19 protein-coding genes are annotated in these 26,577 nt (G+C 43.6%); 12 read left to right on the top strand and 7 right to left on the bottom strand.

Translation table 11 applies throughout. The features are described from left to right. Positions 1 to 136: 136 nt before the first annotated feature. The 5 genes from WC496_03215 to WC496_03195 are packed head-to-tail and all read left to right on the top strand — an operon-like array spanning position 137 to position 5,662. Positions 137 to 1,279 carry a PilT/PilU family type 4a pilus ATPase gene (locus WC496_03215; protein MFA5292024.1) on the top strand — a complete coding sequence of 381 codons (1,143 nt, stop codon included), beginning with the start codon at positions 137 to 139 and terminating at the stop codon, positions 1,277 to 1,279. 6 nt (positions 1,280 to 1,285) lie between these two features. After that, the gene (locus tag WC496_03210) at positions 1,286 to 2,209 is read left to right on the top strand and encodes a hypothetical protein (protein ID MFA5292023.1); all 924 of its coding nucleotides are present in this window, start codon (positions 1,286 to 1,288) and stop codon (positions 2,207 to 2,209) included. A 51-nt stretch (positions 2,210 to 2,260) separates the two neighbouring features. After that, positions 2,261 to 3,109, top strand: coding sequence for an MBL fold metallo-hydrolase (locus WC496_03205; GenBank protein ID MFA5292022.1), 849 nt, complete (start codon positions 2,261 to 2,263; stop codon positions 3,107 to 3,109). A 13-nt stretch (positions 3,110 to 3,122) separates the two neighbouring features. Then, positions 3,123 to 4,040: a radical SAM protein gene (locus WC496_03200; GenBank protein MFA5292021.1), complete on the top strand. Its 918-nt coding sequence runs from the start codon at positions 3,123 to 3,125 to the stop codon at positions 4,038 to 4,040. 5 nt (positions 4,041 to 4,045) lie between these two features. Beyond that, positions 4,046 to 5,662 carry an ASKHA domain-containing protein gene (locus WC496_03195; protein ID MFA5292020.1) on the top strand — a complete coding sequence of 539 codons (1,617 nt, stop codon included), beginning with the start codon at positions 4,046 to 4,048 and terminating at the stop codon, positions 5,660 to 5,662. Here WC496_03195 and nadD read toward each other — a convergent pair. Next, positions 5,659 to 6,282, bottom strand: a complete 624-nt coding sequence (gene nadD, locus WC496_03190; GenBank protein MFA5292019.1) for a nicotinate (nicotinamide) nucleotide adenylyltransferase — start codon at positions 6,280 to 6,282, stop codon at positions 5,659 to 5,661. The two genes, WC496_03195 and nadD, sit on opposite strands and share 4 nt — an antisense overlap. 827 nt (positions 6,283 to 7,109) lie before the next feature. Between nadD and WC496_03185 the strand changes: the two genes are divergently transcribed. After that, a complete protein-coding gene (locus WC496_03185; protein ID MFA5292018.1) occupies positions 7,110 to 7,694 on the top strand; it encodes a hypothetical protein in 585 nt (194 codons plus the stop codon). A gap of 15 nt (positions 7,695 to 7,709) precedes the next feature. Here the strand turns inward: WC496_03185 and pyrG are convergent, their stop codons facing one another. Together pyrG and kdsB are read right to left on the bottom strand one after the other, a co-directional pair. Further along, positions 7,710 to 9,476, bottom strand: coding sequence for a CTP synthase (glutamine hydrolyzing) (gene pyrG / locus WC496_03180; GenBank protein MFA5292017.1), 1,767 nt, complete (start codon positions 9,474 to 9,476; stop codon positions 7,710 to 7,712). Between the two features lie 10 nt (positions 9,477 to 9,486). Next, on the bottom strand, positions 9,487 to 10,221 hold the full coding sequence (gene kdsB / locus WC496_03175) for a 3-deoxy-manno-octulosonate cytidylyltransferase (protein ID MFA5292016.1): 735 nt from the start codon (positions 10,219 to 10,221) through the stop codon (positions 9,487 to 9,489). Positions 10,222 to 10,453: 232 nt separating this feature from the next. On the opposite strand from kdsB, the gene WC496_03170 reads away from it, so the two are divergent. Both WC496_03170 and WC496_03165 read left to right on the top strand, forming a co-directional pair. Next, the gene (locus WC496_03170; GenBank protein MFA5292015.1) at positions 10,454 to 12,622 is read left to right on the top strand and encodes a bifunctional alpha,alpha-trehalose-phosphate synthase (UDP-forming)/trehalose-phosphatase; all 2,169 of its coding nucleotides are present in this window, start codon (positions 10,454 to 10,456) and stop codon (positions 12,620 to 12,622) included. After that, positions 12,612 to 14,432: a glycoside hydrolase family 15 protein gene (locus WC496_03165; protein MFA5292014.1), complete on the top strand. Its 1,821-nt coding sequence runs from the start codon at positions 12,612 to 12,614 to the stop codon at positions 14,430 to 14,432. The genes WC496_03170 and WC496_03165 overlap by 11 nt, the downstream gene beginning before the upstream one ends. Positions 14,433 to 14,491: 59 nt before the next feature. On the opposite strand, the gene rpsU is transcribed toward WC496_03165, so the two are convergent. The 4 genes from rpsU to WC496_03145 all read right to left on the bottom strand — a co-directional run bounded on the left by rpsU (position 14,492) and on the right by WC496_03145 (position 20,865). Next, positions 14,492 to 14,680, bottom strand: coding sequence for a 30S ribosomal protein S21 (gene rpsU / locus WC496_03160; protein MFA5292013.1), 189 nt, complete (start codon positions 14,678 to 14,680; stop codon positions 14,492 to 14,494). Positions 14,681 to 14,768: 88 nt separating this feature from the next. Beyond that, the gene (locus tag WC496_03155) at positions 14,769 to 15,920 is read right to left on the bottom strand and encodes a radical SAM protein (protein ID MFA5292012.1); all 1,152 of its coding nucleotides are present in this window, start codon (positions 15,918 to 15,920) and stop codon (positions 14,769 to 14,771) included. Between the two features lie 131 nt (positions 15,921 to 16,051). Next, positions 16,052 to 18,394 (bottom strand): TonB-dependent receptor, encoded by a 2,343-nt coding sequence (locus tag WC496_03150; protein MFA5292011.1) that lies wholly within the window; start codon positions 18,392 to 18,394, stop codon positions 16,052 to 16,054. A gap of 311 nt (positions 18,395 to 18,705) precedes the next feature. Then, positions 18,706 to 20,865 (bottom strand): TonB-dependent receptor plug domain-containing protein, encoded by a 2,160-nt coding sequence (locus tag WC496_03145; GenBank protein ID MFA5292010.1) that lies wholly within the window; start codon positions 20,863 to 20,865, stop codon positions 18,706 to 18,708. On the opposite strand from WC496_03145, the gene WC496_03140 reads away from it, so the two are divergent. The 4 genes from WC496_03140 (at position 20,822) to WC496_03125 (ending at position 26,567) form a co-directional block, all read left to right on the top strand. Continuing rightward, positions 20,822 to 21,079, top strand: a complete 258-nt coding sequence (locus WC496_03140; GenBank protein ID MFA5292009.1) for a hypothetical protein — start codon at positions 20,822 to 20,824, stop codon at positions 21,077 to 21,079. The genes WC496_03145 and WC496_03140 overlap by 44 nt on opposite strands. A 459-nt stretch (positions 21,080 to 21,538) precedes the next feature. Further along, positions 21,539 to 23,770, top strand: a complete 2,232-nt coding sequence (locus tag WC496_03135; GenBank protein ID MFA5292008.1) for a TonB-dependent receptor plug domain-containing protein — start codon at positions 21,539 to 21,541, stop codon at positions 23,768 to 23,770. A gap of 248 nt (positions 23,771 to 24,018) precedes the next feature. Next, complete coding sequence (locus WC496_03130; protein ID MFA5292007.1) at positions 24,019 to 24,633, top strand: YfiR family protein; 615 nt, start codon at positions 24,019 to 24,021, stop codon at positions 24,631 to 24,633. Next, the gene (locus WC496_03125) at positions 24,633 to 26,567 is read left to right on the top strand and encodes an ATP-binding protein (protein MFA5292006.1); all 1,935 of its coding nucleotides are present in this window, start codon (positions 24,633 to 24,635) and stop codon (positions 26,565 to 26,567) included. Before WC496_03130 ends, WC496_03125 begins: the two co-directional genes overlap by 1 nt. Positions 26,568 to 26,577 lie beyond the last annotated feature (10 nt).

The following is a 26,577-nucleotide window of genomic DNA, read 5'->3' as shown; positions in this document are numbered from 1 at the left end:
TTTTTTGTAACGAAAACATCATAACAATACTCTATTCATATTGCAAAGGTTTACAGATGCGGGGGTGAGTCTTTGTATTTGATTTTAACCGCCTGAAAGCTTAAAATTGACATATCCTGCCTTGAAAGGGTCAGTTATGGCTGAAAACTATTCCGTAAGTGCGAAAGTTTACAAAAACGCTGAATTCGGCAGTTGGAGCATGGAGGATATGCTTGCCTATTTTAAAAGGCACGGCGTGATGAGAGTTTCCGACCTGCACATAAAAGTAGGGGTTCAGCCTGCATTTCGATTTGACGGTAATCTTATGAAACTCCGCGGCGAAATTGTAACCAAACAAATCGCCGAAGCCCTTATTTTCCCATTGCTCGGCGAAAAGAAAATCGCTGAATTTAAGGCCCATAACAACGTTGACTGTTCTTACCATTATTCTGATTTGCAGTTCAGAATCAATGTCTTTATGGACAACGACGGGCCTGCCGCCGCTATCAGGGCGCTGGGAAGCGATGTGCCAAAACTTGAGGATGTCGGATTTCCGAACGAAGTTTACAAAGATATTGTCCATCTCCAGAACGGCCTTGTCCTTCTTACGGGCATTACAGGCGCCGGCAAATCGACCACTATAGCCTCGTTTCTCGACAGGATAAGCGAAACAAAAGCCTGCCGGATAATTTCCGTTGAAGAGCCGATTGAGTATCTTCTTAAGCAGAAAGGCGCCGTTGTTTCGCAGCGTGAGGTAGGCAGGGATGTGCCGTCATTTTCGGCAGGTTTAAAGGCTATGCTTCGTGAGGACCCGGATGTGATTTTTGTCGGTGAGATGAGAGACGCCGAAACGATTGCGATGACGCTGATGGCCGCTGAGACGGGGCATCTGGTTTTTTCAACGCTGCATACACGCGATGTTACGGGAACTATCACAAGAATTCTGGATTATTTCCCATCTACGAGGCAGGATGAGGTCAGCAACCAGCTTTCGCTTGGCCTGGCTTATGTAATCTGTCAAAAGCTTATCCCCAAAAAAGACGGCACAGGAAGACTTATCTGTATGGAGATAATGAACAATAATTACGCCTGTGCGAATTTGATTAGAAACGGCAAGATTGAGCAGCTTTATTCGCAGCTCCAGACAAAGACAAAAGACAAGCCTGATGAAAGAATGATAACCTTTGAGACGCATCTTGCCAGGCTTGTAAAGACCGGCAAACTGGACCTGCTCGAAGCCAAAAAGTGGGTCAATGATTATCAGTGCTTTATCGATGCGATGAATACGGTTACGGTGTAAATATCGATGGCTACTATTACGTTCCACTGTCCGAAATGCAAGGATTTATGTGCGTTTAAGGACATTTATGCCGGCAGACGGGCAAAATGTCTGCGGTGCGACCAGGTCTTTATAATTCCAACTGCTGAAAATGTAAAAGTACAGAAAGTCGAACCGTCTAAAGATTTCGATGACCCACTGCCGGGTTTTTACGAGGCGGTCTTCAAAAATTCATGGCGGGCTATCTTCGATAAGCAAAGTCTTACTGCTCTTGTTTTTATATTTACAGCAGTATCGTTAAAATTTTTTACAATCCATCTCGATTATTCTTTCCGAATAGTCGGACCGGCAATGGGATTCACGGTTTTGCTGCCGGTAGGTTTTATAATCACAGCTTTTGTCTGGGGAGGAATTTTTTGGTATTATGCGGAAATAATTTATTCCACCGCTTTCGATGTTGAGATATTGCCGCAGATAGAATTTGGTGGTGGATTTGGTTATATGTTTAAGGTTGTGCGTTCTTTCTATGCGGTCTTTATTGCGCTTTTAATGTCACTTCTGCCGGCCATTATCGCGAAGATAATTTTTAACCTGTTCGGCGTAAGCACTAATTGGGTCATTATGCCGTTTGTTATACTGGGAATGTTTTTGTTCCCCATGGCGATATTAACGGTAAGTATCAGCAGGGACCTTTTAATGCTTTTCAGACCTGATTATTTCTTTGCGCCGATAAGAAAGGCCTTTTGGCATTACCTGTTCCTTGCCGGGCTTTTTATCCTTGCCTGGCAACTGCAGTATGCCAGTCCGAACTATGAAGATGTCGCAGATAAGTCGGGTTTGACAATTCTGTTGTGTCTGCTGGCGGTATTGGCTATACAGATTCTTGCGGTTTTCACGATGAGGGCAACGGGACTATTTTACAGGCATTTTGCCTGCTTTTTTGGGTGGTAATGTTATAACTTCTTGATATTAAAGTATATCTTGTATATAAAAGGTTTTATTGTGTCTAAAAGAGTAAAGATAACTACACTTGTGGAAAATACAGCCCAAGGCGACGGGTTGCTGTCGGAGCACGGCATCAGTTTCTGGATTGAATACGGAGACCAGAAACTTATGTTCGATACCGGTCAGACCGGCATTGTTATACGAAACGCCGAGATTCTCGGGATAAACATAGCCGATACCGATGCGATTGTAATAAGCCACGGCCATTACGACCATACCGGCGGCCTGAACGCGGTTGGCAATATTGCCAAAAAGGCCAAAGTTTACATTCACCCCAACGCAATTGACAAAAAGTACAGCTTTCGAAGCGGCTCAGGCAAATTTGTCGGAATACCAGATGGTTCCAAAAAAGTTATTGAATCGCATAATAATACAGATGGCGTTGTCTGGACAAAAGAACCGACGGAAATTTTCCCAGGCCTGTTTGTTACCGGACAAATCCCAAGAATCAATAACTTTGAAGTTGAGGGACAAAATTTCTTTCTTGACGAGAACGCCAAACAGCCGGATAGTCTTCCTGACGACCAGTCAGTATTCTTTAATACTAAAGACGGATTGGTTGTTATTTTCGGCTGTGCCCATGCCGGAGTTATCAATACGCTCGATTATATCACGAAAATCAGCGGCATTAAAAATGTACATACGATTATGGGCGGTTTCCATCTTGTCGGCAGTGGAAAATCGAAAATTTCAAAAGTCATAGATAGTCTCGAACGGTTCGGAATTCAGCGAATAGGCCCCGGCCACTGCACCGGGACAGAAGCGGTTCTTGAACTCGAAAAACAATATCCCAAACGATGTTTTATGTGCTCGGTGGGCACAAATTGCGAATTTCAGACAATATGAAAGAAAAACAGATATGAAAACAGAACATATTTTCGGCCCCGTGCCCTCAAGACGACTTGGCCGCTCGCTTGGCATTGACCTTATACCCTCTAAAACCTGTACTTATGATTGTATTTATTGCCAGGTAGGACGCACGACAGAAAAAACAATAGAAAGAAAAATCTGGATATCGACAGATGAAATTATCGCCGAACTCAAAGGCAAATTAATAACAAAGCCGGACTATATTACCCTTTCCGGTTCGGGTGAGCCGACCCTGTATAGCGATTGTGGTCTGCTTATAGAAAAAATTAAACAGATTACCGATATTCCGGTAGCGGTGATAACCAACGGTTCGCTTCTGTTTATGCCTCAGGTCAGAGAAGACATTAAAAATGCCGATGTTGTTATACCTTCGCTTGATGCCGGCGATGAAGAAACATTTAGAAAAATAAATCGTCCATGTCCGGAGATTGTATTCGATAAAATGCTGCAGGGGCTGATTGACTTCCGAAAAGAATTCAAAGGTAAATACTGGCTGGAAGTTTTCTTAATTGCCGGTATTAATGACAGCGATGAACAGGTTGACAAAATTGCGCAATGTATCGAGAAAATAAGACCTGACAAGGTTCAGCTTAACACGGTTACCCGGCCGCCTGCCGAGAATGTAAATGCAATCAGTCATCAGAGACTTGCGCAGATTGCGAAAAGGATTTGCAAAAATGCCGAAGTGATAGCGGATTTCAAAAGTGATGATAAGGCCGGTGATTTTAAGGTAAAAGAAGATGATATTGTTGAAATGCTGAAACGAAGGCCTTGCTCGTCCGACGACATAGCGGCAGGCCTGAAAATATCGAAAATAGAACTTTTAAAGCATACTGAAAACTTGATTAATTCAGGCAGAATCGAAACTGTCAGGCAAAATGACATAATTTACTATAAGGTTGTTTAGAAACTATGAACCAGCAACAGATTAAAGTTACCTTCCAACCGCAGGGTAGAACGGTTTATGTTCTCAAGGGTACAAAGATAATTGAAGCAGCCGCCGTAGCGGGAATAATTTTAGATACACCCTGCGGCGGGGCGGGCACCTGCGGTAAATGCAGGGTAAAAATAGTATCGCCCCAAAGCACGCCGGTCGAAGCCGATAAAAAGATATTCACGGCTGAAGAACTGAATGAAAACTATCGGCTGGCCTGTCAAAATGCCGTCTTTGAAGATACGGTTATCGAAGTGCCGCAAAGTTCACTGCTTTCGGGGCTGAATAAAGTTGTTGTTGATTCCAATATTATTCTTCAAACCATTATTCCTAATGGAAATTATGCTAATTGTCATACGTGTTTTGGCGTCGCTGTTGACCTTGGCACTACGACCTTGGCCACTTCGCTATTGAATCTTCGGGACGGTACTGAAATCGCCGTTACAGGTGCTCATAATCCGCAAATTTCCTGCGGAGATGATATTATCAGCAGGATTAATTACGCCGCCAGTCAAACCGGCCTTAAGGAGCTTCAGCGTTTAGTCGTTCGGCAAATAAATGAAATGATAGGTACTCTCTGCAGACAGGGTCGGATAAAGCGGGAAGATGTTTATGAAATTACTATCGCCGGCAATACAGCTATGGAGCATCTTGTCTGCGGCATAGACCCGTCGCCGCTGGGTCAGTTGCCTTTCGAGCCTGTTTATCGGGGAGCGAATGTAGTAAACGCATCGGAACTAAAACTTGAAATAAATCATAAAGGCATTGTTTATATATTCCCCGTTATCGGCGGGTTTGTCGGCGGCGATATATCAGCGGATATGCTGGCGGCGGATATATTGAATCAGCCCCAGCCCATATTGCTGATTGATATTGGTACCAACGGTGAAATCATACTGGTTAAAGATAATAAAATTATAGCGGCTTCGACAGCGGCAGGCCCTGCATTCGAAGGGGCAGGGATATCCTGCGGAATGCGGGCAGCGGCAGGGGCCATCGAAAAAGTAACATTCGACAACGATTGCGTTTTTGGTGTTATAGGCAATGTGCCGCCTGCAGGTATCTGCGGCAGCGGGCTTATCGATATTACCGCCGAACTTCTCAGTGCCGGTATCGTTGACATAACCGGCAGAATTGTCAGGCCGGAGACGCTTCCGCCTAAAATCGCCCAAAGAATTGTCATAGATACGAATGAGCAGCCTGCGTTTGTGATTGAAAAGAAAATTAAAATCACACAGAGAGACATTCGACAGATTCAGCTTGCCGTTGGAGCAATTCGGGCGGGAATAAATATAATGCTCAAAAAAGCGGGCATTACGGCACAGGATTTAAAACGTGTACTCATCGCGGGAGGGTTCGGCAGTTTCATACGCAGAAATCACGCACAAAGAATAGGTCTTTTGCCGGCCGGTATCGAACACGAGAAAATATCTTTTATAGGTAACTCTTCACTTGCGGGGGCAAAGTTTGCACTGCTGTCAATTGATGCAAGACAAAAGGCTGAAAACCTTGCCAGGCAGTCCGGTCATATAGAATTATCTGTTGACAGCGACTTCCAGAATGAATTCGCCAATGCTATGATTTTCCCGGGCTAATCGGTAAGTGTGTAGAGTCTGCGGCTTCTGATATAATTTAATACTTTAGGATGGAGATATTGACTGACATCTTCATCGTTGAATAATTTCTGACGTATTTCTGTGCTGCTTATCTCTATCGCGGGCGTCTCAATCGAATTTTCCCGTAGCTTTTCGATATTGTCTTTGCTGAATTTATCGGCCAGACTGTCGAAATCAGGCTTATCGAAGCCTCCGCGGTTCATTACACATATATTGCATTCGTTCAGCAATTCATCGATTTTATACCATTTAGACAGGGAACTGAGCATATCGGCGCCGATTAGCCAGTAAAGTTCGTAATTACTGCCGAAACTTTGTTGTACCTGATGAATTGTGTCAATAGTGTAGCTTGGCTCGGCCCTGTTAAGTTCGATAGGGCTTATCTGGAAGATGTTTTTACCGGCGATGGCAAGTTTAAGCATCGACACTCGGTCAATGTCTTCTGCCAGAGGTTTTTGATTTTTGTGCGGCGAACGTCTTGCGGGAATAAGAATAACTTTTTTCGCGCCGATTTTTTCTGCTGCCGCCTGCGCAACTTCGATATGACCTGTATGCACAGGGTCGAATGTGCCGCCGAATAGTATAATTTTTTCTGCCATAAAGATTACAAATCCGTTATTTCAGGAAAATCTAACAAACAAACTGTTGCTAATTCTACAAAAAAATATCGATTCCAACTAAAAAAAAATACATTAGGATGATTTTACACGATTTTTTACAAAAAATTTAGAAAAAAAACTTGTATTTACTTTCGCCTGCAATGTATCGCCGTCTTATGATAATCATGTTGTTGGATAATAGTTCTTTCAAATCTATGTTCAGCATGCAAAAACCTTAATTTTTGCGCAGTATCAATGTTTTTTTGTCTTCAGATAAGTTTATCACACTATAAGATTTGTGTGAAGAATGTTTTTTTGTTTTGATGTTTTTTAAGATTAAAATTGTCACAGAGACTATCGGAGTGTTTGAATATCAAAAAATTGTGAAGAATTTTACAGTTATTTGACGATAAACTTGTTAAATAGACGTACTTATGACAAAAAGAGATTGACAGTTACGTCTGATGATGTAAAAAGTATTGTCATTCAAACCTTTTTCTACCGAAAGGAGGTGAGCAAGAATGGCAAAGAAAAAAGCAGCAAAAAAGAAAGTTGCAAAGAAGAAAGTAGCAAAAAAGAAAAAGAAATAGTTCTGATGTTTAGTCGTCGGAGATTCGTTGCGTGACAGCAAGGTTAATCGACGGCTTTCAGAACCGTGGGCCGTAACTCAAAATTTTGATTTCAGCTCACAAGGCAACGGAAGATTCTGACGCCACGGCAGAATCTTCCGTTTTTTTTGGGGTTTATAGCCCCGTACACAGTGTTGACCTCGGCAGGATTCCTGTTATAATCTAAACAACTTAGAAGTTCTTATTAAAGGGCAGGTTATGAAAAGATTTTACAGTTTACCGATCATTTTCTCATTAGTCGTTTTCCTTGGCTGTGAGCAGGCTCAGCAAAAGAAAACTGCCGGCATCAGCAGAAAAGACAGGCTCATAGCCAGTGAGAATATGGATTTAACAAAAGAAATTGCGCAATGCCGGAGCGAGATAGAAAAACAGAAGAAATTGCTCGAGCAATGCCGTCAGGAAAAGGAGAAGGCATTTCAGGAAGCCAACGGCATAAATAGTCAAAATCTGATTTTGAAAAATGAGATTGAACAATGCCGCAGTGAAATAGAAAAACAAAAAGCATCACTTGAGCAATGTCAGCAGATGCTTGACTTGAAAGATGTTCCTGCGTTGTGTCAGGACAAAGTGGAAAAGCAGCGAAAATTGTTCGAAGAATGTCAGCAGGAAAAGGAAAAGATAACTCAGCAGGCAGGCGATACCGCCAAGTGGTTTATGGATGAACTGCCTAAGGATTTGCTCAAGGAAGTTGAAACACTCACGAATGCAAATGCAATTCTTGCGAAGGAAATAGAGGAACTTAAAAAAGCTTCAAAAGACGCCAACGAACCGGAAAAGCAGTAGATAGTAAAGCAAATATTAATTGCAGATTTTTTCTACTGCCTGCAGAAATTTGGGAGTTTTCTCGTCGGAGTAACGAGCTGACATTGCCGCGGCGACCAGACCTGTAAACATCGGTTGGGAATGCAGGGGTCTTGAAGTAAGACAGGGGTGGGCCTGAGTCGCTATAAAATACGGATGCTCGGCAAGTTCAAGTATCTGCATAATCGGATAATTCGGCGAATTGCCTGAAAATATCATACCAGCCTTTTCGAGTGTTTCGATATAACGGGGGTCAACCTCATAACGGTGCCTGAATCTCATTCGTATGGCCGGGTTGTTCCCAAAAAGCTTAAAGGCTATTGTATCAGTTTTGAGTTTTATATCCTGTCCGCCGAGTCTCATATTGCCTCCGAGGCCTTCGATTTTCTTCTGCTCCGGCAGAATATCGATTACCGGCTCACTGCAATTCGGCTCAATTTCAGTACTGTTGGCTTTTTTCATACCACAGACATTTCTTGCGAATTCTATTACCGCCATCTGGAAACCAAGGCATATACCGAGAAACGGAATATTGTTCAGCCGGACGTATTTGATGCAGGAGATTTTACCTTCCGTGCCGCGTACGCCGAATCCGCCGGGGACGATTATGCCGTCAACACCTTTTAGATGTTCGGCTGCGTTTTTGTCGTTTATGGCACTGGTATCAATCCATTTGATTTTAACCTTGCAGCCGAGAGCTATTCCCGAATGTTCCAGCGCGTTTATAATCGATGCGTAACTGTCTCTGACAGAAGTATATTTACCGGTGATACCAATGGTGACTTCGTGTTTTTCCTTACCTATTTTATCAGTGAAGTCGCACCATTTCGCCCATTCATGGCGTTCTTTTCGCAGGTCGATTCTGTCTTCTATATGCAGGAGTCTTAAAACTTCAAAATCCATTCCGCATTCCCGCAGCATCGCCGGTATATGATATATACTTGTGGAATCAGCCAGGCTTACGACTCTGCCGATAGGAACGTTACTGTAAACGCTGATTTTCTGACGGGCTTTTTCATTGACCACATTTCCCGCTCGGCAGGCGATAATATCCGGCTGAATACCGCTTTGCATAAGCTGTTTTATGCCGAGCTGGGCCGCCTTGGACTTCTGTTCGCCCAGAATCTTCGGCTCAAGTATATATGTCAGCGCTACGAAGCAGCAGCTGTGCGGGCCTTCTTCATAAGCAAGCTCGCGCATTGCCTCAATGTAAAATGCGTTTTCGAGGTCGCCCACTGTGCCGCCAATCTCGACAAAGATAATATCCGCCCCTGTTTTTTGCGCCAGAGTTCGCAGTCTTAGTTTTACCTCTCCTGTAACGTGCGGAATCATCTGGACATCTCTTCCGAGATAATCGCCGTGCCGTTCCTTATCCAGCACCTCCCGGTAAATCTGGCCGCTTGTGCAGAAATTGGCCTGGCTTAAGTTCTTTTCGAGCATTCTCTCGTAAGTTCCCAGGTCCATATCGCATTCCATACCGTCATCGAGTACGAAAACCTCGCCGTGCCGGAACGGATTCAATGTGCCCGAGTCGATGTTCAGATAGCCTTCAAGCTTAATAGGGGCCACTTTAACGCCCTTATCCTGCATCAGTTTCGCAAGACAGGATGAGAATATTCCCTTTCCAAGGCCGCTCATTACCGTGCCCATAACGACAACATATTTGGTTTTGCCTTTTTCGTAACCCTTTGGTATCGGCGAAAAATATTCACTTTCAGCCGATGAGTCACTTACGCTTGCGAGCAGTTCATTTTTATCAACCATATTATGCCTTTTATTTTTTTATCCTTTTTATAAATTCAAGGTATTGCTCCGGCGTATCGATGCCCGGTGCAATATGTTTTACAAAACCTGTTAGTATCTCGAAGCCGTACTCAAGGACGCGAAGCTGTTCCAGCTGTTCGATTTTTTCCAGTTTTCCGGCCGGAAGTTTTGTTATATGCAAAAGAAAGTCTTTTGTATAGGCATAAATGCCTAAATGTCTGTAATAATCGTTTATGTCCCCGACAGGACCGTTGTCTCTGCAGCAGGGGATTACAGACCGTGAAAAATATCTTGCGAATCTGTCTTTGCCGATAATGACCTTTACAATATTCGGGTTTGCAATCTGCTCTTTACTTTCAAACCCCGATATTAGTGTCGCCATTTTAGCCTGCGGATTATCAATCATCAATTGAGCCAGAAGTTCGATACTTGCGGGCTCTATTTCAGGCTCGTCCGCCTGAACGTTTATCACAACGTCAGTGTCGATTTTTGCGACAGCTTCAGCAATTCTGTCTGTGCCGCTCTGATGATTGGCTGATGTCATAACACAATCGGCGCCGAATGATTTGCAGGCGGAAAGGACTTTTTCGCTGTCTGTTGCGATGATAATCTGCTGGATAAGCTTTACTTTACGGACTTGTTCCCATGTATGCTGGATAAGAAATTTGCCGGTTTCTTTAGCGAGAACCTTCCCTGGAAATCTTGTTGACTCGTAACGAGCGGGTATAACAGCTATAATCTTCACATTTCTCCGGCAGCGATTCCTGAATATTTGGCAGTTATCCGAAAAACCACTGCCGGATTATATTATTCAATGAACATGGATTTGTCAACAGCGTGTTAAAATTTTTAGATTAAAATTCTGTTTTAAATAAGGTTAAACCCTTCAGATGTGCATAAAAAAACATTTGATGTTCTGAGTAATTTGCCTTATCCTTTAGCTGTGCGGTACAGGGTAATAGGGGAATTGGTGGAAAATGACGAGAATAATCAACATAACAAACAGGTTGCCTTTGACGATTGGCGAGGAAATCGTCGAGTCCGGCGGGGGAGTTGTATCTGCACTTGAAGGGGTTAGACGCAATTATGATATGATATGGGTGGGTTGGCCCGGAAAAACCGTAGCAGACAAAAAAGACCAGCAGAATATCGAAAAAATTTTGGCTAAAGAATATCACTGTCTGCCGGTATTTCTCAGCCAGGATGAAATAACAGGCTATTATCATGGTTTTTCCAATTCGACACTTTGGCCGCTGCTTCATTATCGTTCTCATTATGTCAGGTATCGGCAGGACTGGTGGCGGCAGTACAAACAGGTTAATCGAAAATTCACCGATACTGTTCTCAAAATCGCAAAAGAAGGCGATATAATATGGGTACACGATTATCAGCTTATGCTGGTGCCCCAGATGCTGAAACAAAGCGGAAGAAATCTTAAAATAGGCTTTTTTCTGCATACACCTTTTCCTTCATACGAAGTTTTCAGATGTCACCCTCAGCGGAAAGAATTGCTGGCTGGGATGATTGGCGCCGATTTGATTGGTTTTCATACGTTCGGATATATGCGCCATTTCAGAAGCTCCGCGATGAGACTGCTCAGTGCAGAATGTGATTCCATGGTCATCCGCTGCGACGATAGAAACTGTTATATGGGAGTTTTCCCGATTGGGGCGAATATTCAGTCTTTTCAGGCGGAATTAAAAACGGAAAGATTCAGAAAAAAACTGGCGGATTATAAGAGGATTTACAGGAGAAAAAAAGTCGTACTCAGCGTTGAAAGGCTCGATTATTCAAAGGGTATCCCAAGGAAATTGGAAGCTATAGACAGATTTTTGACCAAATACCCGGATAAAAACAATATCGTTTTTATATTTATCAGTGTACCAAGCAGGGATGAAGTGCCTGAATACGCCCAGCTCAAAGCAAGTGTTGAGAGTATGGTCGGCAGGCTGAACGGTAAACACGCCACAGTGGAAAATATACCTATTCATTTTATCTACAAATCCGTCGATTTCACGGATTTATGTGCCCTTTACCGGTTGGCGGATGTCGCTATGGTTACGCCGCTGATGGATGGTATGAACCTGGTCGCAAAAGAATATGTTGCCTGCAGGCCGGATTTCACGGGTGCCCTGATATTAAGCGAATTTACAGGTTCGGCTAATGAGCTGTTTCAGGCATTTATCGTTAACCCGTATGATATAGATGTTGTGGCTGAGAATCTTAAGCTGGCTCTCAGTTCGCCGAAGGAGGATATTAAACGGCGGATGAAGGGAATGTATGAAAGGGTAACACAATTCGACGCTAAATATTGGGCCCAGACGTTTATTAATGAACTCAATAAACTCAAAATTGAACAGGTAACTGTTCAGGAAGAAGGCGACGTCCGCAATAAGCTTGTAAAGAGCGTTAGGAAATCCAAAAAAATGGCGTTCTTTATCGATTATGACGGCACACTTTCCGATTTACAGAATGACCCTGATAACGCCGGGCCTGACGAACAGGTAAAACAACTGCTCGATGCTCTGAGCGATAAAAAAAGTATTGATACATTTCTTATCAGCGGCAGGAAAGGGCCTGAACTTGAAAAGTGGTTCGGCAAATACGATATAACATTGATTGCAGAGCATGGCTTCAGCTATTACAGACCGCAAAACCGAAGGTGGCTCAAATCCGGCAGAAATGAGGATCTTTCGTGGAAGAAATCGGTAAAAAAAATCTTTGAGCAGTATGTCAGCATTACACAGGGCAGCTTTGTCGAAGAAAAAGTATCATCGGTTGTCTGGCATTACAGAATGGCAGACCCGGAGTTCGGAATGCTCAACGCTCAACAGCTTATGGCTATGCTGCAGGATATGCTTTCTAACCTGCCGGTTGAAGTCCATCACGGAAAGAAAATTATTGAGGTAAGCTCAATGCAGGCCAACAAGGGACTTGCACTAATGAAATTTATCGGCGGAAAGACTAAATATGACTTTGTGCTTTGTGCCGGCGATGACCAGACGGATGAAAGTATGTTTAAGCTGGCAGACAAAAGACTTTTCAAAATTAAAATAGGGCAGGGGCAAAGTAATGCCGAGTTTCGTATAGATAACCCGAAAGAATTTGTAAACATCCTGTCTGGAGCGATACGAAATGCCAGGTAAGAATACCGATAATATGAATTACGGAATAATTGGAAATTGTTCTACCGCCGCTTTGGTCAGCGATAAAGGCTGCATCGAATGGTGCTGTATGCCTTTTTTTGATTCTACTTCGATGTTTGCCGCCATTCTCGATAAAAACAAGGGCGGGCATTTCTCTATTGTTCCCAAAGGCGATTATAAAATCACACAACAGTATTTAAGAAAAACAAATATCCTTGTCACAAAATTTACAAAAGGCAAAAATGTCTTTGAAGTAATAGATTTTTTCCCAAGATATAAAATGGACAATGGCAACTATCATTGTCCGCCTGATATTATTCGTTATATAAGATGGATTTCCGGAAAACCAACCGTAACAATTGATTATAAACCCAGACCCGGATTTGCGCAATATCCTACTAAATCCGACCTTCAGCATGATTTTATAAAATACTGTACCAACGGCGGGAAATACGAATCTATTTATCTTTATTCCGACCTGAAACTGGCGGACATAATAAAGAAAAGGCCTATCACTATTAAAAAAGACCATTATCTTGTGGTTAGCTACAATCAGAAGATTATCCTGCCGGATATCGACAAAATCAGACTGGAGCTGGAACGAACCAAGGCTTACTGGATGGGCTGGATTGCGAAGAATATGCAGTTTCCCAAATATCAGGACCAGATAGAACGAAGTTCTCTGGTTCTTAAGCTTCTGGCATATCAGAAAACAGGAGCGATTATTGCCGCGCCGACCACGTCTCTGCCGGAGACAATCGGCGATGTCAGAAACTGGGATTACAGATACTGCTGGATAAGAGACGCCTCAATGACTATCAGCACTCTCATCCAATTGGGGCATTTCAACGTCGCAAAAAGGTTCCTGCAGTTCGTGCTCGATATAGTGCCTTATAAAGATGAAAAAATCCGTATTATGTATCCGATTCAAAAAAATAAAAAAGTTGTTGAATCAACCATTCCCTGGCTGGCAGGCTATAAAAACTCTAAACCCGTCAGAATCGGCAATGCAGCCTTTAAGCAGAAGCAGAATGACATTTATGGCGTAATGATGGATGTTATCTATCAGGGCCTGTGTAATTTCAAACAGTCTATTGACAATCAGGAAGACCTTTGGACCGTTGTACGAACATTAACAAGGCACGTCAGAAACAACTGGCAAAAACTCGATTCGAGTATTTGGGAGTTCAGAACTGAAAGGAAACATTTCACGTTTTCGAAAATTCTCTGCTGGGTCGCTATGGATAGGGCCGTAAAAATCGCCCAGATGTTTAACAAACCCGGCGACGCTGTCAGCTATGCACAGCTTCGCGACAAAATAAAAAAGGATGTCCTTAAAAAAGGATATAACCCGGAACTAAAATCTCTGGTGCAAACCTACGGCGGACATTACTTTGACTCCGCTAATCTGCTGGCGGAGCATTTCGGTTTTCTCGGAGCGAAGGACCAGATTTATATCGATACCGTCCGGCAAACGTATAAAAGGTTGTGTGTTGACGGGCTGATGTACAGGTATAAGAGTCCGGACGATTTCGGCACTCCAAAGTCAAGTTTTATAGTATGTACGTTCTGGATGATAAAAAGTCTTTATCGAATAGGAGATAAAGAACTGGCGGTAAAAATGTTCGAACGAATCCTGGGCCTGAGCAATCATCTTGGGCTCTTCAGCGAAGATATGGATTTCAAAAGCAAGAGACTATTGGGGAATTTTCCGCAGGGGTACAGCCATCTGGCTCTGATTGACGCGGCAATGACAATTACCGGTAAAAATCAGGACAGGCTCGAAGATAAAAATAATGAGCGCATATAAAAAAACCGGATGTTTTAATTACACCCGGTTTTGGTTGACTCAAAAAATATAACGCAGCATTAGTATCTGCTTGAAAATTTCGCCGACCTTGCTGCTTTGCGTCTTCTTCTGCGGTTTTTCTCAGAAGGTTTTTCATAGTAGCTCATCCGCTTAATATCACGAATGATGCCTTCTTTTTCGCACATCTTCTTGAAGCGTTTAACCATCTGTTCTACTGACTCGCCGAGGCGAGATTTAACCTTAATCATATAAATGGAATCCTTATCTTGAGAAAAATTACAAACCTATTTTACGACAGAAGAAGAGCATAATAGTGCTTTTCAGGCCTTTTTCAAGTCAAAAATTAAACAAAAATGCCTTATTTTGCGACACACCGCCAAAATCGAGGTATTTCGCCGCTTTTAAGAGCCTTTTGTTTACATTATCAATATCGTCAATCGAGCTGATTTTTGCCACTTTTCGCCTTTCTAATATCCTCTCAACGGCCATTGGACCAAGGCCGGGTACCCGCAAAAGGTTGTATCGTGTTGCTGTGTTTACCTTTATGGGAAAAAACTCAGGATGATTTTTTGCCCAGACTTCTTTAGGGTCAGTTTCAACGGACAAAAGACCAGAATTGTCGTATATTATATCAGATTGAGTAAAGCCATATTTTCGAAAAAGAAAATCAACCTGATAAAGACGATGTTCCCGTGTAAAACCTTCCTGTGGGTCAGTATTATTTTCGTTTTCGGCATTATTTCGCTGGTAAGCTGAAAAATAAACCCGGTTAATGCCGATTCTTTCATACAGAGCTGCCGTATAATTTACAATATGCTGGTCGCTTTCGCCGGCGGCACCAACGATAAACTGGGTGGTTTGTTTTACTCTTCGCCGGCTCTGGCTGGTAAGTCGGCTTATGAGTTTCATCGGTTCGACAATATCCCGCAGAAAATCCTTTTTACTGGATAGTTTTTCGAGAAATTCTTTACCCGGCGTTTCAATATTCAATGAAACGGCGTTTGAAACGGAGATAGCCTTTTCTATAGCGGCAGGGCTTGCCCCGGGCAGGATTTTCAGGTGGATATAGCCTTTAAATTGGTGTTTTTTGCGAAGTATTTCAGCGCAGGTAATAAGTTTGTCCATTGTTGCCTCTGCAGTGCCTATTATGCCGCTGGAGAGGAAAAGGCCGAAGACCTCGCCATTATTGTAATAATCCAGGAATGTCTTAACAAGCTCGTCGCTGTTAAGCGTACAACGCGGAATATCTGCGTTTTTATGAAGTGGGCAGTATTTACAGTCGCTGGAACAGACGTTCGAGAGAAGCGTTTTGAAAAGCAGGGATCTGCCGCCGTTGGGCAACGTTACAGGGTATATCCATTTGCCGTTGCTGCCGCGGGTCCTGCGGTCGAATTTATTGCTTCCGCAGGCACAGGCAAGGTCGTATTGCGAATCACGGCTAAGAAGCTGAAGTTTTTCGAATGTGTCTGGTTTTGATACGACAAGCATAAATTGAATATAGACGGAGAATTTAATTTAGCAAGAGGCTTGAGCAGAAAATTTTATAATCATTTATTTCAGCGCAATACAACAGCCGACATATCTTATCGGCTGTTGTATTGATACGATTACGAGAGAGATTAGAACCGTATTTTATATTTGAATCCCACAACAAGCGGCTCTTCAACCCAGGCAGTTTTGTCCGCATAGATGTTTTTCTGGCCGGAAGAGTATGAGTATCTTTTATTATCTCCGAGGAGCGGGATATTTTGAACAAACACAGTGAAATCTGCTGATTTATTGATGTGCCATGTTAATGAAATATTGGCTCTTATCTCGGGCTTAAAGGCATCGTGGTCTCGAATTGTTTGGATACTGGCGGCATCTCCACCGGCTTCCTCAAAAGCATCCAAACCATCCTTGTAGCCTTCGAAGCCCCAAAAGGCTACCGCATCTCCGTGAAGGGTAATCTTTTTCTCAAGAAGGTCTATATTAGTATAAAGTTTCGTCGACTGGTTGGCCCAGTTGCTTAAATCATTTCCTTTTGACCCTACGCCGCCGGGCAGTGTTGAAGAACTACCGAAGTAATCAGAATTGCTGATACCGGAGGTTGTAATACCTTCGGCTAATTTCCAGGACAGTTGTTTCACAACTGAATGATTTATTCCGAACTCGAAATTGTCTTTCTGGTATTTTATTTCAGCTTCTACTCCGAAAAGTTCCAATGTTCCAAGAGGAGCAGCGCTTCGGGAAGTCGAATCCCATCCAATAGCCTTATTTTTACTCCAGAATGCGGAATTCTGAAATGACCAGTTTTCGTTTACTTTTTTGGACCATATAAGTTCGAGCATGTCCAGCTTTTCAGGGAAGTTAGTTATGCCATTTTTATTGTTTATATATAATTCATCCAGAGTATTCATTCTGACGGACCTCTGGACGATGAACTTCAGATATTCATTCTTCTTAAGTTCATGAATAAAGGCAAACCGCGGCGAGAACAGATAATCGGTATATGTGTTTTTATCAAAACGGCCGGATAATATCACTGATGATTTCGGAGTTAATTCTATATTCAATTCACCGATAATGGCATGGCTCAAGGTTTCAAAACCTGCGCCTACAGGATAGTAGTCATCGCTGTCCGAATCAATTTGTCCGCTTCCTGTTCCAAAGGCATCTGAAGACGGACCGCTGATGATTCCATAATCACTTCCAAGCCGTAGGCCATTGTCCTTATTCTTACCCCATGACGGGCGAATTAAATCATAACTCAACTCGAAGCCCAATGCTCCCTTAATTCTACTGTCATCCGGCTTATAATTTAACATGAATTGAGCGTAGTATTTCCACTCCGAGTACATCCAGCCGTAATTTAGCAGACTGTTTTCCGGGTCGCCGGTAAGGACATACTTTTGTTGAATATCGCGTATATCTGTTGAACTAAGACCGAATGTAGATTTTAACTCCCAATCTTTATTGATAGGGCTTTTGTTTTCCAGGGCAAGTTGAAAATAACGGAATTGCGACAGGAAAATGTCTCTGTTCTGGCCATTGACTAACTGTTGTCTCGCAGACGACTGCATTAGTCCGGAAGATTCACTTGCGTAACGCCCCCAGAACCGCCAGTTGTCATTGAATTTAATATTTAGATGTGCTTTTATTCCGGGCTGTTCAAAGAAATCTCCCATATACGTGGAAGGGGGATAGGGGCTGTAAGGTGAGTTTCCGCCTTTGCCGAGATATCCAGTTCTCGGTGTATTTTTTACCCCGTTTACTGTTCCTCTGTCGCTGCCGAAAAGGTCCGGGCCGGTTCCTTCCGTGTCAGTAACGCTGAAATAGGTGTAAAGTTCGAAGTCATCTTTGACTTTTCCGTAGCTGACATAATTGCCGACGCTTTCGTATTTGTTAAGGTACTGTCCGCCGAATTCCCAGCCCTGAGCCTGTTTGGCTTTTTTGGTGAAAATATTTATAACTCCGCCGATAGCGCCTGGGCCATAAGTAACTGAGCCGGGACCGCGCACAACTTCAATGCGGTCAATGTCGCTCAGTTCCCAATTCAATAACTCCAGACGGGCACCGTATGTCGACTTGATATTGACATTAATGCCGTCAACATTGACCAGGAATTTGTATGGTTTGTCGGCGATTATTCCGCGAATACCCGGTTCAGGCCCTGCGCTGTGATTCATATACAACATTCCTGGGACATAAATTTCCATCAAATCCAATATATTTCGGGCAGGCGTTATGGCTATATCCCTTGCGGTTATAACAGTTACAGAAGCAGGGGTTTTTAAGCGATTCCTTTCTGTGAGAGTTCCCGGCGCATATACACCAACATCCATTAATTGTTCGAGAGACATACTAAATAAGTTCTTTGTATCCGATGCTTCATCGCCAAAAACATCAAGCGAAACAGTTGCAATTATCAGCAGAGATGCCACAACGCAGAATAACTTAGAGCTGTAGTTTTTATCCTTCATTTTTTACACCTCTTTTTTAACTTAATAATAAACATTATTATGCTTGTATCCTGTATCGTCTTATTATTGGCACTGACTTAACTTTTTTGTAATGATAGAGATATGTAAAAATTGCAGGTTAAAATACCAAATAACATGGTATACATTTCGTGTCTCGCAAAAACAGCGTTTTCAGTACTGATAACGCAGCAACAGCGGGCTTGCCAGAAGGCAATCAGGTAGCTTATAGCAGAATTAGGGGGAGACCTTCGGCATTTACTGAATATGTCATAACTGGGCAACGAAAAATAATCAATCTTTCGGTTACCCTGTTAGAAGGTATAGGCTACCGTAACAGCGACCGCCGTAGCAGCGCTGCGGAAATCACCGGCGCCATTACCGACAGATACATAGTTACGCTTGTTGAAATCCGCGTTGAAAATACCAAGCAGATTGTAGCCGTTCACACCTATGGTAAGGTTTTTGCTCGGCTTATATTGCAGACCGAGGTTCAGGAAATAGCTGCCGCGATATGTACGCTCCCACCCTTCTCCGATAACAGGGAAAGGCCCATAGGCACCAAAGCTGGGGTCATCACGGTAATAACCAGTGTAGGTACCTTCCGTCGTGGCGTAGGGATTGTACTTATCATAATCCTTCATACCTGGGAATCCACAATAGACGCGAAACGATGCGTCGAATGTCCACTTCTCATCAAGTTTGTGTTGAAATGTTATCTTGGTGATGTGATTGGGCCAGTTGGTCAGGTCGTTGCCGTAGCCGTATGGCTTGGCGGTGATAGCTGTGCTTTGGCCAGACGCCAGGAAGTAACCGTAAAGTTGTGTAAATGAATGGGAAATAGTCAGACGTGTTTTTTCGGTATGGTAAGCAGCCTCAAGCTCGACTCCGTATTCCCTTTGTGTGCCGCTGATGTCACTTTGAGTTCCGCTCCATGCAATTGCCTCCAGTTTATAGTGGACGAATATCGATGCGGCTAAGTCGAGATTATTGTTTTGCTGCCTTTCGTAACGCAACTCGATGCTGTCAAGTTTTTCCGGGTTGCTTCGTTTGCCGGTGGTGTCGAACGTTTTTTTCATGTTCTCCTCAAAGTTTGCTCGTACCGACTGCGACCACATAAGCTTCCACGTGTCTCTTTTATTGGGCGTGTAAATTATTGCTGTGCGAGGAGAAAACATATAGTCAGTAAATGTATGTTTGTCAACCCGGGCGCCGACGAATGTCGTCCATTCATCGTTGATATTCCACTGCCATTCGCATAACGCGGAATACATATTGGTACCCCATTGGGGCATAGCATTCCCTGATTTCCAGCCGCCGGTACCTCCTGAAGTCTGCTGTGAGGAGACCGCATGACCAGCCCAGTCGATGGGTTTCAGGCCAAGTTCCATATGCGTATACTCTAAACCAAAGGCGAACTTATGCTTTTCGTTTGGTTGCCAATGCAATAGCGTCTTGGCGTAATACTGGTCTTCGCGAGAGGCATCAAATGTCGAGTTATCTATGTATCGCACAAAATCAGTCATACCATATCGGAATGCATAATCGATGCTGAGAGCTTCAGACAGTTCCTGTTTATATCCAACATTAACGGTTGCCTGCTGATAACTATAGAAGCTGGAATTTATAGATATCGGCGACCCTATTAAATTGCTCCAGTCGTCGAAGCTCCAGTGATGCCAGTCGCTGTATCCCCATGGGACGCGGGCCATATCCTCGATGGATGGGTTGCGTGCTTTGCCGCCACGGGTGTAACGTGCCCAGATATCCCAGTTGTTTTTCTTCATCTGGGTATACAACTTTAGGGGTGCCAGACTCCTGGCGGCTGCTTCGTCGCGCTTCATTGTAGGACCTGTCGCCGGTTCACCACCCTTGATGCCATCGCCCGGCAGGGCACCCGCAGGGGCAGTTATGGGATTTCGCCCCCACGCCGGTGGCCACCAATTGTTATGGCCGTCGAACAATTCCGAATGTGTAGAAAAAGTAGATGGATAAATCTGTGGCGCATCAAATGTGCTTGCACCGATATAATCGGCAACACCGGCATAAAGAAAGATACCGCCGTCTCCATCTTTGAATTTAAATCCGTGCCTTACTTCTGTTGAGTAGAACTCTTCAATGGCGCCGGTGCGGGCTATTACCTCTGTGCCCTGAAATGTATCAGAGCTGAAGGTAATAATGTTAATCACCATTGATACGGCGCCGGGACCATACATTGCGGAGCCGGGACCTCGCACGACATCAATATGATGAATGTCGCCGAGCATCACCGTGTCCAGTTCGCTCATTGCCCCCGCATGGGTTTTCTGGTTCATCGCAAGTCCATTGACGAGCAGAAGAAACTTATCATTTCGGTCGCCAATAATCCCACGCAGACCAAGAGAGTCGCCTTCAAAGTGGTTTCGCAGCCATACCAGGTTGGGCACGTATATGTCCAACAGTTCAAACAGGCTGCGGGCGCCCGATAACCTTATATCTTCTGCAGTAATGGTGGTAATAGCGGCCGGAGTCAGCCTGGCCGAGGTTTCTGTCAGCGTCGCACTCGAAACCTTTACTTGCATTAACTCTTCAAGAGACATACTAAATAAGTTGTTTGTATCCGATGCTTCGGCGCCAAAAACATCAAATGAAATGGCTGAAATTGTTAGTAGAGTTATGGCAACACAAAAGAACAACTTAGAACTGTAGTTTTGATCCTTCATTTTTTACACCTCTTTTTTGTTTGGTTTCCATAAGAATATATTCTGTATCGTCTTATTATTGGTACTGACTTAGCTTTTTTGTGATGATAGAGATATGTAAAAATAGCGGGTTAAAATGCCAAATAACATGGCATATATTTCGCATCTCGCGAAAACAGCGTTTTCAGTACTGGTAACGTTGTTTTTTGGGGGGAAGTTATCAAGAGAGATTCTTGTGTCGTTTTATCGTTTGCTCGCTTTGTGTTCGTTTGTTAAAAACCGGTTTTTTATCGCAGTTCTCATAAAATTGCCTAAATAAAACCACTAATAAAGTCGATACATAATACAATGTTTATAGTTTCATAATTAGAAGCTCAAATTAAGTAAAAAAAAGAATACCGCGTAGGCAAGCTCTTTTGTTTTTTAGTTACTTGAGAAAGTAATACATAATTGAAAGGAAGTGGTTGTGTACACACAAAAGCGAACAAGCTGGTTTCTGTTTTTATTGATGTCAGGGTTGATTTGCGGTTTGAGTGTGAAAGCATCTGCCATAGAGAAGGACCCGAACAATAAAGAAAATTATTTTGAGATGTCTCTTGAGGAGTTAATGAATACCGAAATCTCCGGTTCAGGATCTTTGACGAAGACGACTCGAAGAAAAGTCCCTGCAACTATGACCACTATTACCAGGGATGACATCCAGCGAACAGGCGCCCGCAGCCTGGATGAACTTCTGCTGATTACAGTGCCGGGACTCCAAAAACAGTTCCACCGGAATGAATATGAAGATATAGGTATCCGGGGCATTATGAGTGACCGTGATGATAAATATCTGCTGCTTGTTAATGGCAGGCTTATGAATGAACGATTTTTTTATGGCGCTATGGCCGAGCGAGACTTGCCCATGCTCAAAGATATTAACCACATTGATGTCATCCGCGGACCAGGTTCGGCTTTGTATGGTCCCGGCGCAATCGCTATGGTGATAAATATTATTACAGATAACGGCCTGACATTCGAGGGCCTGGAGACTACAGCCCGATTAGGTTCCATTGAAGAGTATTACTCCAGTGAACTCAAATATGGTCACCGAATCTCCGACGACGAGGGTGTGTTCTTGTATGGAGGCTTTAGCCATTACCCCGGCGCCAGCGGGGATGATGCCCAGCGGGTGTACACATACGAGGGCGATACTCGGGAGAGTAGCGAAAAGCGATACGGCAGTGCCGGCTTTGGAAATCGGTCCACTGACAATTGGCCGAAGGTCAAGGTACATGCCCAGTACAACTTGGGCGGACTCGAAACATGGATACGGTATACACAAGGCGGTCATTATCGTTATACCCCGGGCGTTCCGAACCCCGATCATCCGGCAGAATTTTTATCTGATGCGGACGCATATCGAAAGCTTACCGGCTATATTGGCAATCGCTTCGAAATTGGTCCGACACTCGCGTTAACCCCATCTTTCAGTTTCGACATCCATGAGGATTATGATTTGTATAATATGGCCAATGCGTATAGCTGGCGGCGTGATGAATTCGACATTAAATTAATGTTAGACTGGACACCAAATGACAATCATCAAGTTACGGTCGGCGGCGAGTGGTCGCACGCTGTTAACAACCTGCCTGGGGGCTGGGATACGTTACCGGACTGGGCAAGACTGAAAGACCACTCGACATATAATAATCTTGGTGGTGACCCTTTCTGTACCGATTTGAAAAGTTTTATGGGTGAGTATCAGTGGCGTATGTCTGAAGCATGGACAATGTTTTTGGGCGGACGCATCGACTGGAATAATTATCTGCATAATATGATGCCTTCTCCTCGTGCGGCCCTGGTATGGACTCCTACAGAGGAAGATACCATCAAACTGATGTACACCAGGTCGTGCCGGTCCAACTATGATGAGACGCTGCGTGCGGGTTATCTTGCGAATCAGGCTATCGGTAAGCCGGACCTCGCCGATTTCGAGACTATCGATTCGTACGAACTGCGTTACGAACGTCAACAGACTCAAAAACTGTGGCTGGCCGGTTCTGTATTCTATAATATCCAGGAACCTATGGGTTGGGGCGGCCGCTCTCAGGAAGAGATAGATACTGGAATTGGCAATGGTTCACAGAAGCCGCTGGGCAGGATGCGGTCCATCGGCGCCGAACTTGAGGCAACCTATCGCACAGACCGAATGCGCATCACATTTTCGCATGCCTATACAAAACTGCTCAGTTACAGCCCCGCAAGCAACGTTGAATGGACGGGCCTTACGGCCGCAGGACAGGGCTACGGTATGAACTTTGCTAACTTTGACAATCATTGCACCAAGCTGCGTGCGGAGTATGACGTTACCGATCGCTTGAGCGTCGATGGCTCAATACAGGTCGACTGGGGTTGTCCGGGTAAGAAAGATTTTGTCGCATGGAGAAGGTCCTTAGGACATTACCTTAATCCGGGAGATCCTGGTTATGCCCGATGGATAAATGACCAACACATTTATAATGGCGGTGCGTTCCTTAATCTTGGCGCTCAGTATAAGGCGAGTAAAAACCTCCTTGTACGATTTGATGCCTATAATATCCTGGGCTTTTTCAAAAAGGATTTCAACGCAGTTAAGTCGTTCAGTGATCGCTGGAGTAACGAAGAGTACAATATAGTGTCGCCGGCGTTTGGCGTATCAGTAACATATACATTCTAAACTTAGTATCACTGCGACAGAACAGCCTCTATAAATATATGAGGGCAATGGATGATTATCGGACAGCGGAGTTTTTGGCATATTCGACTGGTCCAGATTTAAAACCAGTCATTTCAAAACGACCTATAATGATTTGATTAAGGTGATTTTCCCCATTTTTATGCGTAAACAGCGAATGCTTCGTTAATAGCCGCCTTTTTTGTGCCGATTAGTATTTAACAGCAAGGATTATAAGCTATTAGCAAAAAATGAAAATTAGAACTTATATTTTTGCAGTTTTGTTTTTGGTCTTGCTCTTTGGGGTGCAAACCCGCGCCGAATCCGCATCCAGCCGTGAATACCAGGTTAAGGCGGCATTCCTGTATAACTTTATTATGTTCGTGGATTGGCCGGAGGAAAAACTAGGCGACAATAATCAGCCCATAGTTATAGGTATCATTGGCAAAGACCCGTTTGAAGGCGCCTTTGAACCCATAAAAGACAAACAGGCCAAGGATAGAAAAGTAATTGTAAAACGATTTAAGGGACTTGAAGAACTAAAAAAATCGGATAAGGCCGAGATGGATAAGACAATAGAGGCTCTCAGAAAATGTCATTTATTATTCATCTGCAATTCAGAGAAGGCGGCTGCAAAGGAAATCACAGATTTGGTTAAAGACTATGGAGTCCTGACGGTTGGAGATATGTCGGATTTCCTTGAAGCCGGCGGCGGAATTATCAATTTCATAATGGAAGAGGGAAAGATTCGATTTGAAATCAATGTTGCGGCCGCTGCGCAAGCCAAACTTCAAATCAGGTCTCAGCTTTTAAGGCTGGCGAAAAATGTAATCGGTGAAGCGTCCTTGAAGAAGGCTAAACAATAATGAACTGTATTTTGCGAAACATAACGATTAAATACAAGCTTATGGCGATTGTCATGCTCGCATGTCTCACAGGATTGGTCATGGCCGGAGTGGCATTTATAGGCTGGGAGCAAAATATGTTTCGCAATACAATAGTGCAAAATTTATCAACCCGGACGGAAATGATAGCGGATAACTGCAAAGCGGCTCTGGCTTTTCAGGACAACAAAGACGCAGAGAAAACACTGCAGTCTCTTCATGTGGACACTTCCATTACCTTTGCTTGTGTTTATAACGACAAGAACGAACTTTTTGCGGCATATTATCGCCCTGATAATAAGATTAAGACAATTCCTCGTGAGTTTAAGAAAACAGGGTTTAGTTTTGGTGACGGCTTTCTGACAGTGTCCAGCCCGGTTATTCTTGATAACGCAATAATTGGTACGGTTTGTCTGCAGTCAGATTTAAAGCTTATGTATACGACGCTGAAACGCAGCATCCAGATAATCATAATTGTAATATTTATTTCTTTACTCGCGGTATTTTTGGTGTCAACGCGGCTTCAGGCGGTTATTTCCAAACCGATTTTAAATTTGGCCCAGCTCGCAAAGGCTGTTTCAGAGAAGAAGGATTATTCCTGCCGTGCCTTAAAAGAGAGTAATGATGAAATTGGTTTGCTTATTGACGCGTTTAACGAAATGCTTGAGCAAATCCAAAAACGAGACTCGGAATTGCTCGATGCCAAAGAAGGCCTGGAGGTAAACGTACAGGAGCGTACCGCAGAACTTAGCAAGGCCAAACAAATGCTGCAGGTTGTTATGGACAATATACCTCAGTCCATATTCTGGAAGGATAGAAATTTGGTTTACCTTGGCTGTAACACCAATTTTGCCAGAGATGCAGGCCTTGATAAACCTACAGATATAATAGGGAAAACGGATTATGACCTGGGGTGGAAAAAGGAAGAAGCAGACTCCTTCCGTGAATGCGACCGCAGGGTTGTGGATTCCAATACGTCTCAATATCATATCACTGAACAGCAGCAGCAATCTAATGGAAAACGGGCATGGCTTGACACGAATAAAGTGCCGCTGCACGATGAAAACGGTAATGTAGTCGGAATCATTGGAACTTATGAGGACATTACCGATAGAAAGAAAGCGGACGAACAGCTTCGAAAATTAAACGATGACCTTGCCGAGGCCGTAAATAAGCTCGAAGAAGCCAATCAGGAAATGAAAAACTTCGTCTATATAGCATCGCATGACCTGAGAGAGCCTTTGAGGAAGATTACCGCTTTCGGCTCTATGCTCGACAAATCTCTCAAAGACAAACTTGCTACTGACGACGCAGAGAACCTTCGTTTTATGATAGATGGCGCCCAGAGAATGAATAAAATGATTGAAGGACTTCTTGTCTATTCGAGAGTAAGCTCGAAATCGCAGGTGGCGCAGGTTGTCGACCTTAATGAGATAGTCAAACAACTGCAACAGGTTGAACTTTCGGTGCTGCTGCAGGAAAAGAATGTTGCTCTGGAAATACCACAGCCGCTGCCTGTTGTTAAAGTTGACCCTGCACAGATGCGTCAGCTTATGCAGAATCTTATCGCTAATGGAATAAAGTATCAGAAGAAAGATAATATTCCTCACATAACTATAACCAGTAAACCTGCCGCCAATGGTATGGTAAGGGTAGAGGTAACTGATAACGGCATAGGTATTAAACCTGAGTATCAGGGCGGTATGTTTGTAATGTTCAAGCGCCTGCATACAAGAAGCGAGTATGAAGGCACTGGGATTGGTCTTGCGGTTTGCAGGAAGATAGTTGAACGTCATGGCGGCCAGATAGGAATTGAATCCCAGGAGGATCAGGGTTCAACATTCTGGTTTACGATACCTGTTACCGATGCAGCAGTAACTGCTGAAGCAGAAGTTGCCGCAGAAAAAGTTTCATAGATGATTAATG

The organism is Phycisphaerae bacterium (assembly GCA_041652575.1).
GTDB lineage: Bacteria > Planctomycetota > Phycisphaerae > Sedimentisphaerales > UBA12454 > UBA12454.
The sequence above is the reverse complement of the archived record's forward strand: the minus strand, read 5'-3'. Positions and strand labels throughout refer to the sequence as shown.

Coding starts and splice junctions, on each gene's coding strand:
- WC496_03165 (MFA5292014.1), top strand. CDS start 12,612: ATGCCAGGTAAGAATACCGATAATATGAATTACGGAATAATTGGAAAT.
- WC496_03130 (MFA5292007.1), top strand. CDS start 24,019: ATGAAAATTAGAACTTATATTTTTGCAGTTTTGTTTTTGGTCTTGCTC.
- WC496_03200 (MFA5292021.1), top strand. CDS start 3,123: ATGAAAACAGAACATATTTTCGGCCCCGTGCCCTCAAGACGACTTGGC.
- WC496_03195 (MFA5292020.1), top strand. CDS start 4,046: ATGAACCAGCAACAGATTAAAGTTACCTTCCAACCGCAGGGTAGAACG.
- WC496_03170 (MFA5292015.1), top strand. CDS start 10,454: ATGACGAGAATAATCAACATAACAAACAGGTTGCCTTTGACGATTGGC.
- WC496_03140 (MFA5292009.1), top strand. CDS start 20,822: ATGTCCAACAGTTCAAACAGGCTGCGGGCGCCCGATAACCTTATATCT.
- WC496_03185 (MFA5292018.1), top strand. CDS start 7,110: ATGAAAAGATTTTACAGTTTACCGATCATTTTCTCATTAGTCGTTTTC.
- rpsU (MFA5292013.1), bottom strand. CDS start 14,680: ATGATTAAGGTTAAATCTCGCCTCGGCGAGTCAGTAGAACAGATGGTT.
- pyrG (MFA5292017.1), bottom strand. CDS start 9,476: ATGGTTGATAAAAATGAACTGCTCGCAAGCGTAAGTGACTCATCGGCT.
- WC496_03125 (MFA5292006.1), top strand. CDS start 24,633: ATGAACTGTATTTTGCGAAACATAACGATTAAATACAAGCTTATGGCG.
- WC496_03150 (MFA5292011.1), bottom strand. CDS start 18,394: ATGAAGGATAAAAACTACAGCTCTAAGTTATTCTGCGTTGTGGCATCT.
- WC496_03215 (MFA5292024.1), top strand. CDS start 137: ATGGCTGAAAACTATTCCGTAAGTGCGAAAGTTTACAAAAACGCTGAA.
- WC496_03210 (MFA5292023.1), top strand. CDS start 1,286: ATGGCTACTATTACGTTCCACTGTCCGAAATGCAAGGATTTATGTGCG.
- WC496_03155 (MFA5292012.1), bottom strand. CDS start 15,920: ATGCTTGTCGTATCAAAACCAGACACATTCGAAAAACTTCAGCTTCTT.
- nadD (MFA5292019.1), bottom strand. CDS start 6,282: ATGGCAGAAAAAATTATACTATTCGGCGGCACATTCGACCCTGTGCAT.